This window comes from Burkholderia sp. MS389 (assembly GCF_016899425.1).
GTDB lineage: Bacteria > Pseudomonadota > Gammaproteobacteria > Burkholderiales > Burkholderiaceae > Burkholderia > Burkholderia sola.
On sequence record NZ_CP045995.1, the window covers coordinates 2151880 to 2170544 of the forward strand.

At 67.2% G+C, this 18665-nt stretch carries 17 protein-coding genes; 7 read left to right on the top strand and 10 right to left on the bottom strand.

The annotated features are described in order from the left end of the window. Positions 1-56 precede the first annotated feature (56 nt). Positions 57-1010 carry a LysR family transcriptional regulator gene (locus GJG85_RS26000; protein WP_034203040.1) on the top strand — a complete coding sequence of 318 codons (954 nt, stop codon included), beginning with the start codon at positions 57-59 and terminating at the stop codon, positions 1008-1010. Positions 1011-1032: 22 nt separating this feature from the next. Here GJG85_RS26000 and GJG85_RS26005 read toward each other — a convergent pair whose 3' ends face one another. Next, the gene (locus GJG85_RS26005; protein WP_050017111.1) at positions 1033-1227 is read right to left on the bottom strand and encodes a hypothetical protein; all 195 of its coding nucleotides are present in this window, start codon (positions 1225-1227) and stop codon (positions 1033-1035) included. Between the two features lie 193 nt (positions 1228-1420). Between GJG85_RS26005 and GJG85_RS26010 the strand changes: the two genes are divergently transcribed. Continuing rightward, on the top strand, positions 1421-2344 hold the full coding sequence (locus GJG85_RS26010) for an AraC family transcriptional regulator (RefSeq protein WP_089489976.1): 924 nt from the start codon (positions 1421-1423) through the stop codon (positions 2342-2344). A gap of 136 nt (positions 2345-2480) precedes the next feature. After that, positions 2481-3368, top strand: a complete 888-nt coding sequence (locus GJG85_RS26015) for an NAD(P)H-binding protein (protein WP_124631456.1) — start codon at positions 2481-2483, stop codon at positions 3366-3368. 21 nt (positions 3369-3389) lie between these two features. Here the strand turns inward: GJG85_RS26015 and GJG85_RS26020 are convergent, their stop codons facing one another. Together GJG85_RS26020 and GJG85_RS26025 are read right to left on the bottom strand one after the other, a co-directional pair. Further along, a complete protein-coding gene (locus GJG85_RS26020) occupies positions 3390-4592 on the bottom strand; it encodes a benzoate/H(+) symporter BenE family transporter (protein ID WP_089489977.1) in 1203 nt (400 codons plus the stop codon). Between the two features lie 175 nt (positions 4593-4767). Beyond that, on the bottom strand, positions 4768-5793 hold the full coding sequence (locus GJG85_RS26025) for a fatty acid desaturase (protein WP_204383985.1): 1026 nt from the start codon (positions 5791-5793) through the stop codon (positions 4768-4770). Positions 5794-6036: 243 nt separating this feature from the next. Here GJG85_RS26025 and GJG85_RS26030 point away from each other — a divergent pair, with 243 nt between their 5' ends. Further along, entirely contained in the window at positions 6037-6861 is an 825-nt protein-coding gene (locus GJG85_RS26030) for a PhnD/SsuA/transferrin family substrate-binding protein (RefSeq protein WP_124631453.1), read from the top strand. A 48-nt stretch (positions 6862-6909) separates the two neighbouring features. Here the strand turns inward: GJG85_RS26030 and dbpA are convergent, their stop codons facing one another. From dbpA to GJG85_RS26050, 4 genes are all read right to left on the bottom strand, one after another. Next, the gene (gene dbpA / locus GJG85_RS26035) at positions 6910-8307 is read right to left on the bottom strand and encodes an ATP-dependent RNA helicase DbpA (RefSeq protein WP_124556785.1); all 1398 of its coding nucleotides are present in this window, start codon (positions 8305-8307) and stop codon (positions 6910-6912) included. Then, positions 8304-8501, bottom strand: coding sequence for a hypothetical protein (locus tag GJG85_RS26040; RefSeq protein ID WP_006483193.1), 198 nt, complete (start codon positions 8499-8501; stop codon positions 8304-8306). Before GJG85_RS26040 ends, dbpA begins: the two co-directional genes overlap by 4 nt. Positions 8502-8787: 286 nt before the next feature. Continuing rightward, entirely contained in the window at positions 8788-10449 is a 1662-nt protein-coding gene (gene mqo / locus GJG85_RS26045) for a malate dehydrogenase (quinone) (protein ID WP_185722684.1), read from the bottom strand. A 530-nt stretch (positions 10450-10979) separates the two neighbouring features. Further along, positions 10980-11849, bottom strand: a complete 870-nt coding sequence (locus tag GJG85_RS26050) for a mechanosensitive ion channel family protein (RefSeq protein ID WP_050017101.1) — start codon at positions 11847-11849, stop codon at positions 10980-10982. 277 nt (positions 11850-12126) lie between these two features. Between GJG85_RS26050 and GJG85_RS26055 the strand changes: the two genes are divergently transcribed. Continuing rightward, positions 12127-13497, top strand: coding sequence for a M23 family metallopeptidase (locus GJG85_RS26055; protein ID WP_050017100.1), 1371 nt, complete (start codon positions 12127-12129; stop codon positions 13495-13497). A 90-nt stretch (positions 13498-13587) separates the two neighbouring features. On the opposite strand, the gene GJG85_RS26060 is transcribed toward GJG85_RS26055, so the two are convergent. The 3 genes from GJG85_RS26060 to GJG85_RS26070 all read right to left on the bottom strand — a co-directional run bounded on the left by GJG85_RS26060 (position 13588) and on the right by GJG85_RS26070 (position 15832). Beyond that, the gene (locus GJG85_RS26060; protein ID WP_050017098.1) at positions 13588-14322 is read right to left on the bottom strand and encodes a fucose-binding lectin II; all 735 of its coding nucleotides are present in this window, start codon (positions 14320-14322) and stop codon (positions 13588-13590) included. Positions 14323-14497: 175 nt separating this feature from the next. Then, complete coding sequence (locus GJG85_RS26065) at positions 14498-15319, bottom strand: fucose-binding lectin II (RefSeq protein WP_089489980.1); 822 nt, start codon at positions 15317-15319, stop codon at positions 14498-14500. A 123-nt stretch (positions 15320-15442) separates the two neighbouring features. Then, positions 15443-15832, bottom strand: coding sequence for a fucose-binding lectin II (locus tag GJG85_RS26070; protein ID WP_050017095.1), 390 nt, complete (start codon positions 15830-15832; stop codon positions 15443-15445). Positions 15833-16030: 198 nt separating this feature from the next. Between GJG85_RS26070 and GJG85_RS26075 the strand changes: the two genes are divergently transcribed. Both GJG85_RS26075 and leuA read left to right on the top strand, forming a co-directional pair. Continuing rightward, on the top strand, positions 16031-16285 hold the full coding sequence (locus tag GJG85_RS26075; RefSeq protein WP_124631451.1) for a hypothetical protein: 255 nt from the start codon (positions 16031-16033) through the stop codon (positions 16283-16285). A gap of 509 nt (positions 16286-16794) precedes the next feature. Further along, positions 16795-18504 (top strand): 2-isopropylmalate synthase, encoded by a 1710-nt coding sequence (gene leuA, locus GJG85_RS26080; RefSeq protein WP_179233188.1) that lies wholly within the window; start codon positions 16795-16797, stop codon positions 18502-18504. Positions 18505-18665: the final 161 nt, after the last annotated feature.

Here is an 18665-nt window from a genome sequence, read left to right on the forward strand (position 1 = left end):
ACCGACGATATAGTTTCGTACCCAGTCGAACAATTTAATGTTTATAAGCGACTCATATGTATTCACTTATAGGAAAGACCGCGACGTTCCGGCAGTTGAAGGCGCTGGACATGATCGCGCGGCTCGGTAGCGTGTCGCGCGCGGCCGAGGAGCTGAACCTGACGCAGCCGGCCGTGTCGCTGCAGGTTCGCCTGCTCGAAGAGGCCGTGGGCGCCGCGTTGTTGCAGCGGGTGGGACGCGGCGTGCAGCTGACCGCCGCCGGCGAGATCGTGGCGCGCTACGCGCGCGAGATCCTGCACCTGTGGAGCGAGGCCGGCGACGAAGTGGCCGCGCTGACCGGCGATCTCGGCGGCACGCTGCGGATCGGCGCGATCACGACGGCCGAATACCTGATCCCGCCGCTGCTCGTCAAATTCACCGCGACGCGTCCGCACGTGAAGACGTATTTCAAGGTCGGCAACCGCGACGACATCATCCGTATGCTGGCGACGCATGAAATCGATCTCGCGGTGATGGGCAGCGCGCCGAAGGAGCTGCGCACGCACGCGGTCGAGTTCGCGAAGCACCCGATGGTGTTCGTCGCGGCGCCCGGCCATCCGCTGATGCAGCGCAAGCGCGTCGCGCTGAAGGATCTCGAATCCGCGCACCTGCTCGTGCGCGAACGCGGCGCGGGTACGCGCTCGACCGTCGAGAGCCTGTTCAAGAACGCGGGCTATCGCTTTCATGTCGGATCCGAACTGTCCAGCAACGAGGCAATCAAGCAGATGGCCGAAGCGGGCCTCGGCGTCGCCTTCCTGTCGTTGCACGCGTGTGCGCTCGAACTGCGCACCGGGCTGCTCGGGCAATTGCCGTTTCCCGGCAACCCGATCGAGCGCGAATGGTATGTCGTCACGCTCGCCGACCGGCGGATCTCGCAGGTGACGGGGTTGTTCCGCGACTTCCTGATCAAGCAGGGCGCGCCGGTGATCGACGGCGCGACGGTGGCGTCGCACGAGCGGCGACGCAAATAGATGGAGTGTATCGACCGGCCGGTCAGACGAGCCCGAAGTCGTCGTTACTGTCGGGAATCGACGCGAGCAGCCGTTCGAGCCGGTACCAGCCGACGACGCGCAGGCACCACATGGCGATGGCGGTGCGGCGGTTGCGGGAGTCGGGGCCGGATGGAGCGCGAGCGGCGGAAGGCGAGGGCGCGATGAACGTCGCGCGTAGCGGGCAGTAATGGGGCATGACGGGGCTCCGTAGGTGTCGGATGAGGCGATCGTAGGCTTCGCGGCGCCCGCCGGCGCGCACGCAAGGATCGTCCCGAGCAGAAACGGATGATCTTTTTCTACTCGATTCGGCGGCGGCCGCGCAGGGCCGGCACGCCGGCCCGAAACGCGTCACAATGCGCGTTCGGCACCTGATCTGGTGGAGACCATCAATGAGCGATCCGATTCTTGCCGCGCCGACGGACAACGGCGTCCCCGTCAGCCTGCGCTCCAGCCGCGGGCTCGGCTGGCGCGGCTTCGGCGCGTCGCTGCTGGAAATTCGCGCGGGCACGTACCGGATTCCGGCGGCCGAGCATCACCGGATCGGCGTGCATATCGGCGCGCCGGTGCGCGCGGATTGCGTGTGCGACGGCGAGCGCGTGTCGCGCATCCAGGCGCACGGCGACGTCGACGTGATTCCGGCCGGCCTGCCCGGCCAGTGGACCGACAGCGCCGACTGCCGGATCCTGCACATCGCGCTCAGCGACACGTTCGTGCGGCGCACCGTCGAACAGCTCGAACTGAAGCCGTCGCGCGCGCAGATCCGCCGGCGGCTGCAGGTGCGCGACCCGCGGCTGCAGCACATCGCGTGGGCGATGGCCGCCGAACTCGAAGCGGAAGACGCATCCGATCCGCTCTACGCGGAAAGCCTGTGCACGGCGCTCGTCGCGCGACTGGTCGACGGCCAGCCGGCGTTTCGCGAACGCCGGCGCACGCTGGCGCCGAAGGCCGCGGCGCGCGTGATCGACTATGTCGAGGCGAATCTCGACCGGCGCATGACGCTGGCCGAACTCGCGGCGCTCGTGTCGATCAGCGTGCCGCATTTCAAGGTGCTGTTCCGCGAAACGCTCGGGATGCCCGTGCACCAGTACGTCGTGCGGCGCCGGGTGGAGCGCGCGAAGGCGCTGCTGCTCGAAGGCCGGCTCAGCATCAGCCAGATCGCGCTGGAAGCCGGGTTTGCGCATCAGAGCCACATGGCGAACTGGATGAACCGCGTGCTTGGCGCAACGCCGACGGAGATCGCGCGGTCGGGTGCGCGGGGCGGGTTGCGGCTTGCCTATGACGGCGAGGATGGCACGAAGCCTCCACGTCGCTAGCGCGCGCGGACGGACGCGCGGGCCGTACCCGCGCTCGCATCCCGTCATCCTTTCCTGCTCGATTCATCCCTCCGTGCGCGCCTTTCCGGTCGCGCCTGCCGACAATCACAGCACTTTCATCCCCCAGGAGCGAATCGTGTTCGTGATCTTCGGAGCATCCGGCAACGTCGGCCTGTCGACCGTGACGACCTTGCGCAACGCAGGCCATTCCGTGCGCGCGGTGCTGCGCGACGCACGCCATAGCGAACGTTTCGTGCAGCTTGGCTGCGAAGTCGCGATCGCGGACCTGACGGACGCGAATGCGATCGCCGCGGCGATCGACGGCGCGCAGGCCGTGCAGATGCTGTGCCCGGTGCCGGCCGCCGATCTCGATCCGGCCGCGACGATGACACGGACGATCGATGCAGCGACCGCCGCGCTCGCCGCGAACCCGCCGCCGGCGCTGCTCGCGTTGTCGGACTACGGCGCGGAGCTTGATGGCAATACGGGTATCACGCGTCTGTTTCATGACTTCGAGAAACGGCTGAAGACGATCCCGACGCAATTGACGGTGCTGCGCTCGGCCGAGCATCTGCAGAACTGGGCGCGCGTGCTGCCGGTCGCGCTCGGCACCGGCGTGCTGCCGAGCTTTCACCATCCGGTCGACAAGGTATTTCCGACGGTCTGGGCGCCCGATGTGGGCGTCGTCGCGGCACGGCTGCTGCTCGATGCACCGGAAGGCGGGAGCGCGCCGCGCATCGTCAGCGTCGAAGGGCCGCGTCGCGTGAGCGTGACCGCGATTGCGAATACGTTGGGCGCGGCGGCGGGCCGCGCGATCGTCGCGCGCGAGCTGCCGCGCGACACGTGGAACGCGACACTGCTGCGCGCAGGGCTCAGCGAGCGTCATGCACAGCTGATCGTCGATCTGTACGACGTGCACAACGCCGGGCGGATCGATGTCGAGGCCGACGTGTCGGAGCGGGTGTACGGGACGACGACGCTGGAGGAAGCGCTTGCGCAACTGGTGCGCAAGCATGCGCGTTGAGTGAAGGGGGCGCGGCGCGCATCACGCGGGCCTGCGCATCTTGTTCAACACCCCATACGCCACCGACCCGATCACGATCCCCCAGAACGCCGACCCGAGCCCGAGCCACGTCATCCCCGACGCGGTCGCGAGGAACGTGATCACCGACGCTTCGCGGTGGTTCTCATCCTCGAAGATTCCATGCACGTTCGCGCCGATTGCACCGATCAGTGCGAGCCCCGCGAGAATCGCGACGAACGCCTTCGGCAGCGCGAAGAACAGCGTGACGATCGTGCCCGCGAAGAGCCCGCCGATCAGGTAGAACGCGCCGTTCGCGAGCCCGGCGACGTACCGCCGCGCGGGATCCTCGTGCGCGTCCTTGCCGGTGCAGAGCGCCGCGGTAATCGCCGCGACGACGATCGTGATTCCGCCGAAGCACGCGACCACCAGCGACATCACGCTGGTCGCCGTGATGATCGGGCGCGCCGGCGTGTGATAGCCGGACACGCGCAAAATCGTCATCCCCGGCAGGAACTGTCCGGTGAGGCTGACGACGACGAGCGGCAGCGCGAGGCTGAGCGTCGTGCCGAGCGTCCATTCGGGTGCGATGAAGATCGGCCGTGCGAGGCTCGGCGACACGTTGCCGAGATCCGTCATCCCGAGCAGTGTCGCGAGCGCGGCGCCCGTCAGCAGCACGAGCACGATGCTGTAGCGCGGCAGCAGCTGCTTGAAGATCACGTACGCCGCGATCATCCCGAAACCGAGCACCGGCTGCGCGGTCGCGGCGGAGAACGCATGCATGCCGAACGGCAACAGGATGCCGGCCATCATGCCGCAGGCGATGCCCCGCGGGATGTGGCGCACGAGCCGGTCGAAATAGCCGGACACGCCGATCGCCAGGATGATCAGCGCGGCCGTGATGTAAGCGCCGACGGCCTGGTTGAGCGTCAGTTGCGGAAACAGGCCGACGAGCAGCGCAGTGCCCGGCGCCGACCACGCGGTGACGACGGGCACCTTCAGCTTCCAGCTCGCGAACAGCCCTGACACGCCCGCGCCGATCGAGATCGCCCAGACCCACGACGACATCATGTCGTTGGACGCATGCGCGGCCTGCGAAGCCTGGAAGAAGATCGCGAGCGGGCCCGCGTAGGAAATCAGGACCGCGAGGAAGCCTGCGGTGATCGCGGAAACGGACCAGTCGTTGCCGAGCGCGCGGATCGCGCCGGGTGGGGTGTTGGGTTGCATCGTCGTCGGGGAAGGCGGCGCGCGGCCGTGCGGCGGAGCCGGGACGAATGATGGTCGGAAGCCCCGGATGAGCCGCCATTCTGCGCATTGCCGGCGCAATTGGCAATTCGCGGACGACGATCGGCGTTGTCGGCTTTTCGTAAGGATCGGTGCCGAAACGCGGAAACTTCTGACGTCAGGTACTGATCTGCAACACCCTGTCGACCACCGCCACCTTGATCCCGCTGCCCGTCGACAGCGATGCCGTACCCTCGTCGAACGGATGCACGGGCGGATCGGTCGGCGTCCACGCATGGCGCGCGAGCAGCGCGCGATACCCGCCGCGGATCACGAAGCCGCCGCATTTCCGCGCATACGCGTCGCGTCGCATCCGGTATGCGCGCGGCAGGTCGTACCACGGCAGCTTCGGCAGGTCGTGATGGACGAGGTGATAGTTGTTGTTCAGGTACAGCAGCCGCATCGCGAAGCCGGCTTCGTTGATCGCGATGCGCGCCTTCGGATGCGGCGCGGCGCGATGCTCGTACAGCGAGCGGATCATCGCGAGCGACAGCGCGGGCCACGTGACGGCCAGCAGGTAGTACCACCACGGCACGCCGATCGCCCATTGCAGCCACGCGAGCAGCGCGGCCACGCAGGCAACGTGAGTCAACCACATCGGCAGATAACGAAAGTCGCCTCGCCGGAACGCGGCGAACGCATCGCGGAACGTCGCCACGATGGCGAGCGGCGGCCCGACGACGATGCGTCCGATGAAAGTCTTGCGCGCGACCGTCAGCGCCCGGCGCCAGCGCGGCAGCCGCGCCCAGCGTTCACGCGTGACGTAGTTCGTTTCGGGATCGATGCCCGGCACGGTCAGGTCTTCGTCGCGGTGATGCTCGAGGTGCGTGTCGCGATACAGCGTGTACGGATACCAGACCGTCAGCGGCGGATAGCCGAGCAGCTTGTTCACGAACGCGGAACGCGTCGGGTGGCCGTGCAGCAGCTCGTGCTGCAGCGACAGGTGCCACGCGCCGAGCAGGATCAGCGGCGGCGTCGCGGCGGCGAGCGACAGGTGTCCTTCGCGCACGAGCAGCAGCACGGCGAGCCAGCCGCCGTAGATGACCACGACCAGCAGCCAGGTCGGCCACTCGGTGCGGGCGGTGAAGCGGGCGTCGAGCGCGGCGATCGCGCGCGCGTGGTCGACGTCGAAGTATTCGGCCATGGCGTTGAGGCAGGATGGATCGGGCAGTGCGGGGAACGAGCGATGGAACCGGGGCGCTCGGCCCGGGTGCGCTGGTGTCTCGCGGATCACGGTCGGCCCGCCCGGCATCGCGCACGACGGCGCGCCGGCAGGCATTCGAACGGTACCGAGGCGGCGCGGCTACGCCAACCAATCGATTCGCATTTGCTTATCGCGTTGCGGCCGATAAGCATCCGGGCCGCCGCCGACGCGTAAAATCCCCGCATGAAACCCTGGATCGCAGTCCTGCCGATGTACAACGTGACGCCGCGCCACGCCGTGCTGTGGCGCGCGCTGCTGCGCGATGCGCTCGATGCGTTCGTGAACGCGGGCGGGCCTGCCGACGTCATGCTGCCCGACGCGCCGTTCGACGACCTGCAGGCGCTGTGGCGGCGCGACGATCTGCTGCTGTCGCAGACCTGCGGCTACCCGTACCGGATGCTCGGCTTGCGCGACGTCGTGCGATTGGTTGCAACCCCGATTTTCGACGCGGACGGTTGCGACGGTGCGCGCTACAGCAGCGTGCTGGTCGTGTCGGCGCGCGTGCATGCGGGCGGCGCGACGACGCTCGCTGCCTGCCGCGGGTTGCGGGCCGCCTTCAACGGCGAGGATTCGCACAGCGGGATGAACGCCTTCCGGCACGCGGTCGCGCCGCATGCGCACGACGGACGGTTCTTCGGCTCGGTCACGCCGTTCGGGTCGCACCTGAACGTGCTGCGTGCGCTGGCGTCGGGAGAAGCCGATTGCGCGGCGATCGACTGCGTGACGTTCGCGTATGTGCGCGACGCCTTGCCCGATCTGCTGAAGGACATCCGGATCATCGGCACGACGGCGTCCGCGCCGGGATTGCCGTTCGTCGCATCGCGGGCGCTGCCCGACGCGAAGGTCGCCGCGTTGCAAGATGCGCTCGATCGCGCGGTCGCCGTCGATGCGGAGCGGGCGCGCGTGCTGAGGCTGAAGGGGTTCGACCGGCTGGCGCCGGCCGACTACGACACGATTGCGCGGTTCGCGCAGGCAGCCGCCGCGCACGGCTATCCCGAACTCGCCTGACGCGGGGCGGCGCGCGACGGTGCCGCGACCGCCCGCGCCGCGCGCCGCTTACTCCTCGTCCATCAACCGGACCTTGACCCGCTTGCCCTTGATCTTGCCCGCATTGAGCTTGCGCAGCGCGTCGCGCGCGACGCCGCGCTCGATCGCGACATAGGTCGAGAACTCGGTCACGTTGATCTTGCCGATCTGTTTGCCGTCGAACCCGGCGTCGCCGGTCAGCGCGCCGAGCACGTCGCCCGGGCGGATCTTGTCCTTGCGCCCGCCGAGGATCTGCAGCGTTTCCATCGGCGGCAGCAGCACGCTGTCGTCCGCCGGCTTCAGCTCGGCGAGCGGATGCCATTCGACCTCGCGCTTCTGCGCCTGTTCGATCGCGCCGACGCGGCCCATCTCGTCCATGCTCGCGAGGCTCAGCGCCCAGCCGTCCTGATCCGCGCGGCCCGTGCGGCCGATGCGGTGCACGTGCACTTCCGGGTCGGGCGTCACGTCGACGTTGATCACCGCCTCGAGCTGCGCGATGTCGAGCCCGCGCGCCGCGACGTCGGTCGCCACCAGCACCGAGCAACTGCGGTTCGCGAACTGGATCAGCACCTGGTCGCGCTCGCGCTGGTCGAGCTCGCCGTGCAGCGCGAGCGCGTGGAAGCCCTGCGCGTGCAGCACGTCGAGCAGGTCGCGGCACTGCTGCTTGGTGTTGCAGAACGCGATCGTGCTCACCGGCCGGTAGTGATTCAGCAACTGGCCGACCGCATGCAGCCGCTCGTCCTCGGTCACTTCATAAAAGCGCTGGCGGATCTTGCTGTCGTCGTGGCGTTCCGCGAGCTTGATTTCCTTCGGATTGCGCAGGAACTGCTGGCTCAGCTTCGCGATGCCGTCCGGATAGGTCGCGGAGAACAGCAGCGTCTGGCGCGTCGTCGGGCACATCCGCGCGACCTTCGCGATGTCGTCGAAGAAGCCCATGTCGAGCATCCGGTCGGCTTCGTCGAGCACCAGCGTGTTCAGCGCGTCGAGCTTCAGGTTGCCGCGATCGAGGTGATCCATGATGCGGCCCGGCGTGCCGACGACGATATGCGCGCCGTGCTCGAGGCTTTGCGCCTGCGGGCGCATCGGCGTGCCGCCGCACAGCGTCAGCACCTTCACGTTCTCCTCGGCGCGTGCGAGGCGGCGCACTTCCTGCGCGACCTGGTCGGCGAGCTCGCGCGTCGGGCATAGGATCATCGCCTGCACGTCGAAGCTGCGCACGTCGAGGCGCGCGAGCAGCGCGAGCGAGAACGCCGCGGTCTTGCCGCTGCCCGTCTTCGCCTGCGCGATCAGGTCCTGGCCGGCCAGCGCGATCGGCAGGCTCGCGGCCTGGATCGGCGTCATGTCGACATAGCCGAGCTGCGCGAGGTTCGCGAGCGTGGCGGGCGTCAGCGGCAGCGCGCTGAACGGCGTGGCGGTCGGTTGGGTCAAGACAGGTCTCCGAGGTAGGGGCGGCCTTCCATCTGCTCGTAGACGACGTTGCCTTCGTCGTCCTCGAAACGTTCGAGATAGTTGCGGGCGCCACATAGCGGGCAGCGGAACAGCAGCCCCTGGCCTTCGTCCTTGATGACGACGTCGGACTGTTCCCACTGCGTGCCGCAGCTCTGGTTTCGGCAGGTAAACACGGTCTTTCTCCAGCTGAATTCGGTTGATGGCGCGCCCGGGCGGGCGCGGCCACGGCGGGCGGCGCTCGCGCGGCTCGGGCGCGGGCCGCACCGGCGGTGGCTCGGGTTGTGTCGATGCGGGTGATGGATCGGGCGGCGACGCGGTCGCGCGTGCCGCAATTCTAGCGGAAGCCGGTGCCTCCGCCCGGCGCGCACCAGGAAAAACGGCCGCCCCGGAGGGCGGCCGTGTCGGGCGGCATAACGGTGCCGCGGGTGCCGCGCGCGGTGTTGCGCGGCGTCGGGCGCGTTACAGCGCCATGTCGGTCGACGCCTTCGCCGGGCGGGCCGGTGCGGCGCCGGTGGCCTGCGACGGCACGCCGAGGTCGATCTTCGGCGGCGGCGACAGTTGCAGCACGTCGGCGGTGTACGTCCATTCCTCGACGACCTTCGCCGGGCTGTCGTTCAGCTTGGTGCCGTAGCTCGGCACGATCTGGCGAATCTTCTGCTGCCACTCGGGCGTCGCGACCTTGTCCTTGAACACCTTCTTCATCAGGTTCAGCATGATCGGCGCGGCCGTCGACGCACCCGGCGACGCGCCGAGCAGGCCCGCGATGCTGCCGTCCTGCGATGCGACGATCTCGGTGCCGAGCTTCAGCACGCCACCCTTGACCGGGTCGCGCTTGATGATCTGCACGCGCTGGCCGGCCTGCCACAGGCGCCAGTCTTCCTTCTTCGCGTTCGGGAAGTATTCCTTCAGCGCGTTGAAGCGGTCGTCGTCGGTCAGCATCAACTGGCCGGCGAGGTACTGCACCAGCGGGAATTCGTCGACGCCCACGCGCATCATCGGCGCGACGTTGTGCAGGTTGGTGCTCTTCGCGAGGTCGAAATACGAGCCGTTCTTCAGGAACTTGGTCGAGAACGTCGCGAACGGCCCGAACAGGATGATCTTCTTGCCGTCGATAATTCGCGTGTCGAGGTGCGGCACCGACATCGGCGGCGAGCCGACCGACGCCTTGCCGTAGGCCTTCGCGAGGTGCTGCTTCACGACTTCGGGGTTGTCGGTCACGAGGAACGAGCCGCCGACCGGGAACGCGCCGTAGTCCTTCGCTTCGGGGATGCCCGACGCCTGCAGCAGATGCAGCGCACCGCCGCCCGCGCCGATGAACACGAACTTCGCGTCGACCGACTGCGCCGGTTCGTCGGAATGCAGCTTGACCCACGACACGTGCCACGTGCCGTCGGCGTTGCGCGAGATCTCGCGCACTTCGCTCGACAGCGACAGCGTGAAGTTCGGCTGCGTCTTCAGGTAGCCGACGAACTGGCGCGTGATCTCGCCGAAGTTCACGTCGGTGCCGATCGGCGTCCACGTCGCGGCCACCTTCTGGCTGCGGTCGCGACCTTCCATCATCAGCGGCACCCATTGCTTGATCTGGTCGTAGTCTTCCGAATACTGCATCCCGCGGAACAGCGGGCTCGCCTGCAGTGCTTCGTAGCGCTTCTTCAGGAAGCGGACGTTGTCGTCGCCCCACACGAAGCTCATGTGCGGCGTCGAGTTGATGAACGAGTGCGGGTTCTTCAGCACGCCTTGCTTCACCTGCCAGGCCCAGAACTGACGCGAGATCTGGAACGATTCGTTGATCTCGATCGCCTTCGAGATGTCGACCTTGCCGTCCGCCTTCTCCGGCGTGTAGTTCAGCTCGGCGAGCGCCGAATGGCCGGTGCCGGCGTTGTTCCAGCCGTTCGAGCTTTCCAGAGCGACGCCGTCGAGGCGCTCGACCATCGTCATCGACCAGTCGGGCTGGAGTTCGTGCAGCCAGACGCCGAGCGTCGAGCTCATGATGCCGCCGCCCACCAGCAGGACATCGACCTTCTTCGTATCGGCGGCGTGCGCGGACGTTGTCGCGATGCACAGCGCGAGCGCCGACAGTATTACCCGTAACGTTTTGATCACAGCAGATCCCTTTTTCAACTTGGATGCATCGGTTTGCCATGCCGCCCGGCGTGCGGTTCCGTTGCGCCGAAACACGGGTCCGGAGATCCGGATCGCGAATCCGGAATTCCGGACCGGCGCTGCGCGCCGTTGCATTTGCGCACGCGAAGCCATTCGGAAGGACACCTTCGGATCGGCTTCCCGAGAGCAGGCAAGCGCCTGCGTCGCGACGGTGTGCCACGCGCCGGGGCTCTGGCGGCAAGCCTGAGCGGACGGCGCTTCAGGCTGCGTTGACCGAGGCCGCGCGCGACGCGTTTTGCGGGGGCGGGGTGGCAAGGGGCGCGTAATATAACCGAACTCGGACAATGTGTCGCAGACGACGAATATCCCTGTTTTCGTGGGGTTTTTTGTGCGTCCGGGTTTCCGGAATGACGGTGCGCGACGCGGGAAAATCGATGCGGATCAGCAGGGCGGAATGGGTGTGATGGACATGCTGCTACACCGGGACGAATACGCAGGCCATCGCGGCGGCAAACGACGCGGCGGGAGAGTAACGTTTCATCGGGTCCTTACGAAACGCGCACGCGCGCATCGTCCGCACGGCGCTCCGCATCGTGCACGATATGCAATTCCCGCGTGCGGATCGGCAGCGCGCAGTCCGCATCGGCGAGCGTCTTGCGGACCTGGCGCGCGAGGCGCCAGCGCAGCGCCCAGAACGTGTCGGTATGCGTCCACACGCGCATGTTCGCGACGGCGGTGCTGTCGTCGAAGCGCATCACCATCACGTCCGGCGCGGGGTCCTCCAGCACGTCGGGATCGGCCGCGGCCAGCGCACGCAGCGCTTCGAGCGCGCGCTCGATATCGTCATGCACGGACACTTCCACTTCGAGATCGAGGCGGCGCGTCGGGTTGCGCGTGTAGTTGCGGATCGCGCTGCCCCACAGCGCGCTGTTCGGCACGTATTCGCAGATGCCGTCCGGCTTCGTGAGGCGCGTCATGAAGAGCCCGACCTCGTCGACGGTGCCCGCGACGCCCGAGCCGCCGTCGATGTAGTCGCCGACCTTGAACGGCCGCAGCAGCAGAAGCATGATGCCGGCGGCGATGTTCTGCATCGTGCCTTGCAGCGCGAGCCCGATGGCGAGGCCGGCCGCGCCGAGCACCGCGACGATGCTCGCGGTTTCGATGCCGAGTTGCGACAGCGCGCCGACGATCGCGACGATGCGGATGCCCCACACCGCGACGTCGCAGAGGATCGGCCGCAGCGTGTCGTCGACGCGCTCCTTGTTCGAGAGCAGCCGGTTCAGCCAGTTGCCGACGCGCTTCGACAGCCACCAGCCTGCTACGAGCAGCGCCAGGCCGGCGGACAGCTTGATGGAGAGGGTGGACAACGCGTTCCACAGGAACGTCCAGCGTTCCGGATGAAGATGATCGAGAAACATGACGGGATTCCGGTTTTGAACACACAGTGCGCGGCGCGTGTCGCGCGCCGGCAGCCCTCGACTGTACACGGCGGCGTGGGCTTCGCGCGATGCGCGGCGACCGGTTGCGTCGATTTAGTACGAGTATTAATCATCTTTTCAAGAAAATAAGACAAGTCCTATTTAGCCGTTTCGACCACGCCGATACACTCGCTTTCGAGTAGCCGGATCGCGACGATCGTTCCTCTGCGATGCCCGGTTTTTTCCCGATTTTCATTGAATAGCGAGTGACGACGTCATGCGGTCAGACCTGCGTTTCCGTGTCGCACGCGAGCAAGGTCAACCCGCGCCGCGCGGCGTTCTCCGTTTCCCGATGGGCCGCGCGTTACTGCGCGGCATCGTCGCGGCGGCCTGCGTGGCCGGCGCACAGGGCGCGGCAGCGCAGGCGTTTCACGACGCCGCGCAGCTCGCGCCCGCGACGGCGGAAACCACCGACCTTGACGACGTGCCTTTCTTCAATGCCGCCCGCACGACGTGGGGCGGCCTGCATGCATCGTCCGCGCCGCTCGACGTCGCATACGTGTCGCCCGCGTTGAACGTGTCGACCGGCGCCGGGCGCGGCGATCCGGTGGCGCGCTTCGGCGCCTGCGTCGCGTATCGCGTGCTGTGCGAGACCGCGCGCGATGCGGTCGAACGCGGCTATGCGTCGCGGTTCCATTACGGGCTGGCGTCGGCGCTGCCCGCGACGGGCGCGCAGCCGGCGTTCGCGCGAGGCGCGGTCGATCTGGCATCCGCCGAGCCGTTCACGCTCGCGCAGCCGGATCGCGGCACGCGCGCCGGCGCGATCGTCGGCAGCCTGCGCGCGTCGCTGGCGCGCGCCGATCTGCCGACCGGCGTCGCCGAGCAGATCGTCCGCATGCTGGCCGGGCGCGTCGATCCGAAGCAGCGCGGCGCGCATGGCGATACGTTCCGCGTGGCATTCGAGCCCGACCACGACGCAGTGCGGCCGGGCCGCGCACGCGTGACGGCGCTCGACGTCCGCTTTCGTGGGCAGCGCGTCGCGGCCGTGTGGTTCGCGCCGCAGGCCGGCTCGCCGGGCGCCTATTACGAACTCGACGGCATGCCGCTTGCCGGCACGCGCTTCGCGATGCCGGTCGCCGCGACGCGCATCAGCTCGCAATTCGGCACGCGCGTGCATCCGGTGAGCGGGGCGCGTCACGTGCATTCGGGCGTCGATCTCGCGGCGCCCGCAGGCCGCGCCGTGCATGCGTCGGAGCGCGGCGTCGTGACGTTCATCGGCACCGAGCCGAACGGCTACGGCAAGTACGTGGTGATTGGGCATGACGGCGGCTATGCGTCGTACTACGCGCACCTGTCGGCGTTCGAGCCGACGCTGCGCACCGGCGCGCGCGTCGTGCGCGGTCAACGCGTCGGCGCGGTCGGCAGCACGGGCACGGCGACCGGCCCGCATCTGCACTTCGAGGTTCGCCGGCATGCCCGCCTCGTCGATCCAATCGAACTCGTGCATGCAGCCAAGGCGGCGAAACTGAAGGGCGCGCAGCGCGTGGCGTTCAACCGCGTGGCGCGTGACGCGCGCACTCAATTGGCGTCGGCCGCGTTCGCGCAGCCCGTGGCGATGTCGACGGCTGTCGCGCCGCAGGCGGGGTGATCGGTGCGGGGCTGCGCTTGCAGAGGGCCGAGGCACACCGGCCAATCGCCACGCCGGGCGGCGTGGCGACGACCGTCAGGCTCCTGCGGTTCAACCCAGCGGCCAGTTCAGGATCGCGATGCCGTCGTTGTAGTCGCCGTCGCCGCCATCTTCCGAGCCGACCAGCCCGAAGTAGGTCTTCTTGAAGATATCGACCTGACGCGAGCCGATCTTCGACGGCTTGCCGTTCGCCGTCACGACCACGCGAACCTTCCCCTTGCCCGAGTTCACGATCTGCGTGTTCAGGTTCGCGTCCTGCGTGCCGGCGCCCTGGAACGTCGCGGCCGGTTTCGGGTTGTCGTCGACGAAGACCTCGATCGTCTGCTGCGCGGACGAATTGACCAGCGCGGTCACGCCGAACGCGATGTTCGGCGGCAGGTTGAAGACGCCGTCGCGTTCGCCGCCGCCGGTCGGCACGGGCTCCGGCTGCACGGGTTGCGGCGTCGCTTTCGAGAAGTAATTGACCACCGCGCCGACGCCGAACTTCGCCGCGGCGCCGGGCAACACGCCCGGCGCGCCGGCCCACGTCACCGTGCACGCGACGACCTGCCCGGCCGCATCGGTTTTCACCTTGTTCTGCCAGCTGCCGACGTCGAAGCTGTACGGGATCGTCGCGATATCGACGAATACGTCGTACTGCGGCAGTTTCTCGACGAGCTGCGTGGTCATGAACTGACGCATCCGGTCGAGCACGGCCTGATCGCCGCTGGCCTGCACGGCGGTGGCGTCGTTGCCCGCGAGTTGCAGCAGTGCGTACAGATCGTCGTGGGTAAAGGGTTGTGACATGTCGTCCTCGTGTTGATGGAAAGTCTCGCGCCGCGCGGCCGGTGAACGGATTGCACCGGGCCGCGCGCGGCGCCGAGCGTGGAACGTGGGACTGCAAATGACTGCTCGAACGATTCGCAATGCAGGGCGGGCCGGTCGCCGTTGCGATGTTTCGCGACCGCCGCCGCTCAGCCGCTCAGCCGAGCGGCCAGTTCAGGAACACGATGCCGTCGTTGTAGTCGTCGTCGGCACCGTCTTCCGAGCCGACGATCCCGAAGTACGACTTCTTGAAAATGTCGACCTGCCGCGAGCCCAGGCGCGACGGCTTGCCGTTCGCCATCACGATCACGCGCACGCGGCCCTTGCCGGAGTCGAGCACCTTCGTGCCGAGGTTCTGGTCCTGCACGCCGGCGCCCTTGAACGTCGCCGCGGGTTTCGGGTCGTCGTCGATGTAGATGTCGATCGTCTGGTCGTTCGCCGCGTTGGTGAGCGCGGTGACGCCGAACTTGATGTTCGGCGGGAGGTTGAACGTGCCGTCACGTTCGCCGCCGCCGCCGATGTTGCCCGATCCGCCGCCACCGGTTTCGCCGCCCTGATTGCCGCCGCCTTGCGACGACGACTGCGCGGCCGTTTCCCCGATCGCGGACAGGCTCGCGTACGAATCGATATGCATCGCGCTGCCGCGCACGCTTTTCCACTGGCCCTTCACGAACGTGACGCCGCTGCCGACGTCGATCGTCGCGACGAGCGTGAACGGCATGCGCCCGGTGCTTTCGGGCACCTTCGACGAATAGGTGAAGCAGCCGTCCGCGACGACGCCCTTGTCGGTCGCGATCGCGAAATAGATGCCGGGGAAGTTGTTGCCGGTCGCGTAAGGCGTCGGCACGTTGAGGGTGACCTGCAGTTTCCCGTCGCGAATCCCGGCCTTCGCGATGTCGATATACAGGCCCGGGATGTCGACGTAACTTTCCGACGTCGCGACGGGCGCGCTGACGATCGAAGCGGAAAGAAGCGGCATGGATGTCTCCGGTGATGAGGCGGTTTGTTCTGGATGGGGCGCGAGGGTCCGCGGAACCCGGCGCAAACCCGCCGGCCGCCATGGAAGCGGCCGGCAGCGGGCGACCGTCGATCGCGCGTCAGGTCAGCCGATCGGCCACTGGAGCACGACGATTCCGTCGTTGTAGTCGCTGTCGTGGCCGTCTTCCGACACGACGATCCCGAAGTTGACCGTGAACGGCGAGCCGTCCGATTTCTTGCCGTTGATCGGCGCGAGGCGCGCGTCGGTCGCCGACTTCTTGCCGTTCACCGACACTTCGAAACGGATCTTGCCGTTGCCGGAATTCAGCGTGGCTTCACGCGGGCCGTCGCGCGTCGTCAGCTTGTGATACGCGGCGGGTTCCTGGCTGTCGCCGATAAACAGCTTGATGTGCTGTTGCTCGGCTGCATTCGCGAAGAAAATCGCGCGGAAATCGGTATTCGGCGGAATCGAAAACTCGCCGGCGCGATTGGATGACGTTTGAGAGTCGGCCATGCTTGCCTCCTGATAGGTATTGGATAAGGCGCGAGCCTTGTCGCGCAAACGTTTGCCGTTTGAAACGCGACGTACAAAGCATGGCGAAAAATAAATAAAAAAATATTCGGGCGAGAATGGTTATTGTTCATTAAATCGAAAGGCGGCGCTAATCGATTTACTGAAATGTGATTAATGAAGGGGATTTCGATATATTCGATGAACTATATCGATGCGTGTATCGATTTCCTGAATGATGCGCGAGCGCGCAACGCGAAGCGAGAGAGGGGGGCGCAATCGGACTTCGGAGCAGACGCTCGGCGTTCGCATATGGCAGCGTTTCGTTTCAACATCGACATCTCGGTCGTGGCCGCGCCCACCGGCCACCGTCGAACGCCCGCGCCGAAGCCCGATCGCAAGGGAGGGGTGTGCGGCGACCGGCGAAGAGGATGGACCGACTCACTCCGAACATGAATAGGGCCTCACCGGCGCCGCACCCGTGAAGCATATCGACGACGGACGCCGTCGGCTATCGGACGGGACTGATTCTGCGTCAACGCGCGTATCGCGGGATCGGGCGGGACGGAAGGCGCAGCCGTCCCCGGTTGACAGCCGTGGTCACCCTGTGATTTGATGCCGGCCATGCACGCCGCCCAGTTCCTCTTCTCGCTACGACTACTAGCCCGCTTCTCCGGGCTGGGTCTGCGGCTGCGCGCTTTCCATCTGCTTCGTTCCTGAAGCGCCAGATTTTCCCCGCATCACCGACCTGGCCCCGGTTGTCGACCGGCGCCTGAGTTCGTCTTTTTTCCGTCATCACTCCGCTCCGTCCCGGTCGCTCAACCGCCAAGGCCGTCGTTCGCCGTACCGCTTTGCCGTTGTGCCGTTTTCTTGCCGTTTTTACCGCTGCGCGCGCGGCCGGCTCTTGCCGCCGATGGCCGCCGCGCCGCGCTTCACCGACAAACAGACCGAGGACCGACATCATGATGCTGAAGAACCCCGCGACGAAATACCGACCGTTCACGCCCGTCAACCTGCCCGACCGCACGTGGCCGTCGCGCACGATCACGCAGGCGCCGATCTGGATGAGCACCGACCTGCGCGACGGCAACCAGGCGCTGTTCGAACCGATGGACGCCGCGCGCAAGATGCGGATGTTCAAGACGCTGGTCGCGATCGGCTTCAAGGAGATCGAGGTCGCATTCCCGTCCGCGTCCGAAACCGATTTCAACTTCGTCCGCGAGCTGATCGAGGGCGGTCACATTCCCGACGACGTGACGATCGAAGTGCTGACGCAGGCGCGCGACGACCTGATCGAGCGCACCTTCGCATCGCTGCGCGGTGCGAAGCGCGCAATCGTGCACCTGTACAACGCGACCGCGCCGGAATTCCGCAAGATCGTGTTCGGCCTCGATCGCGATGGCGTGAAGCAGCTCGCGGTGAACGCGGCGCGCACGATCAAGCGCTGCGCCGATGCGGCGACCGACACGCAATTCACGCTGCAGTACAGCCCGGAAACGTTCACGGCGACCGAACTCGATTTCGCGAAGGAAGTCTGCGATGCGGTGTTCGACGTATGGCAGCCGACGCCCGAGCGCAAGTCGATCGTGAACCTGCCGGCCACGGTGGAAATCGGCACGCCGAATTACTATGCGGACCAGATCGAATGGATGCACCGGAATCTCGCGCGCCGCGATTCGCTGATCCTGTCGGTCCACCCGCACAACGACCGCGGCACCGCGGTCGCGGCGGCCGAGCTCGCGGTGATGGCGGGCGCCGACCGGATCGAGGGCTGCCTGTTCGGCAACGGCGAACGCACGGGCAACGTCGACCTCGTGACGCTCGCGCTGAACCTGTACACGCAGGGCGTCGATCCGGGCCTCGATTTCTCGCGGATCAACGAAATCGCGCGTACGTCCGAGGAATGCACGCAGTTGCCGATTCACCCGCGCCATCCGTATGTCGGCGATCTCGTGTTCACTGCGTTCTCCGGTTCGCACCAGGACGCGATCAAGAAGGGCTTCGCGGTTCAGCGCGCCGACGCCGTATGGGAAATGCCGTACCTGCCGATCGATCCGAGCGATCTCGGCCGCACGTACGATTCGATCATTCGCGTGAACAGCCAGTCGGGCAAGGGCGGTATCGCGTACCTGCTTGAACAGGGCTACGGCGTCGCGCTGCCGCGCCGCATGCAGGTCGATTTCAGCGCGGCCGTGCAGCGCCTGACCGACGACAGCGGGCACGAAGTGACGAGCGCGCAGATCTGGTCGCTGTTCCAGCAGGAATACGTCGAAAGCGATACGCCGCTGCGCTATGTCGGCCATGAGCTGATCGAGCGCGACGGCCGCGAGACGATCGTGCTGACCGCGGACGTGCACGGCGAGCGCCGCGTGCTGCGCGGCGAGGGCAACGGCCCGCTCGACGCGCTGATGCATGCGCTGCACACGCCGCTGCGGATCCAGCATTACGAGGAGCGCGCGCTGTCGCAGGGCGCCGATGCGAAGGCGATCGCGATCGCCGAGCTGGCCGGCACGGGTGTGCGCGGCAGTGCGTTCGGTGTCGGCGTCGATGCGAACCTGACGACCGCGTCGATTCGTGCGGTGATCAGCGGCGTGAACCGCGCGTATGCGCGTGCGGATCAGGTTGCGCAGGCAACGTTCTTTGACGCGGAGCGCGCGGTGACGGCCGTGGCGTAACTGCGGCAGGGGCGGTCGCGCCGGAATTCTCCGGTGCGGCCGCGTCGCCGACAGGGCGCTGCATGGCCCGCCGAGTGCCGCCTGTAGCGCCTGCTTCATGAAGTCCACCCAAGCGCGCGTTTTCGCATCGAGATGCCGGCGCGGCGGGTACACCAGCCGGG

Coding starts and splice junctions, on each gene's coding strand:
- GJG85_RS26000 (WP_034203040.1), top strand. CDS start 57: ATGTATTCACTTATAGGAAAGACCGCGACGTTCCGGCAGTTGAAGGCG.
- GJG85_RS26005 (WP_050017111.1), bottom strand. CDS start 1,227: ATGCCCCATTACTGCCCGCTACGCGCGACGTTCATCGCGCCCTCGCCT.
- GJG85_RS26010 (WP_089489976.1), top strand. CDS start 1,421: ATGAGCGATCCGATTCTTGCCGCGCCGACGGACAACGGCGTCCCCGTC.
- GJG85_RS26020 (WP_089489977.1), bottom strand. CDS start 4,592: ATGCAACCCAACACCCCACCCGGCGCGATCCGCGCGCTCGGCAACGAC.
- GJG85_RS26025 (WP_204383985.1), bottom strand. CDS start 5,793: ATGGCCGAATACTTCGACGTCGACCACGCGCGCGCGATCGCCGCGCTC.
- GJG85_RS26030 (WP_124631453.1), top strand. CDS start 6,037: ATGAAACCCTGGATCGCAGTCCTGCCGATGTACAACGTGACGCCGCGC.
- GJG85_RS26050 (WP_050017101.1), bottom strand. CDS start 11,849: ATGTTTCTCGATCATCTTCATCCGGAACGCTGGACGTTCCTGTGGAAC.
- GJG85_RS26055 (WP_050017100.1), top strand. CDS start 12,127: ATGCGGTCAGACCTGCGTTTCCGTGTCGCACGCGAGCAAGGTCAACCC.
- GJG85_RS26060 (WP_050017098.1), bottom strand. CDS start 14,322: ATGTCACAACCCTTTACCCACGACGATCTGTACGCACTGCTGCAACTC.
- GJG85_RS26065 (WP_089489980.1), bottom strand. CDS start 15,319: ATGCCGCTTCTTTCCGCTTCGATCGTCAGCGCGCCCGTCGCGACGTCG.
- GJG85_RS26070 (WP_050017095.1), bottom strand. CDS start 15,832: ATGGCCGACTCTCAAACGTCATCCAATCGCGCCGGCGAGTTTTCGATT.
- GJG85_RS26075 (WP_124631451.1), top strand. CDS start 16,031: ATGAACTATATCGATGCGTGTATCGATTTCCTGAATGATGCGCGAGCG.
- leuA (WP_179233188.1), top strand. CDS start 16,795: ATGCTGAAGAACCCCGCGACGAAATACCGACCGTTCACGCCCGTCAAC.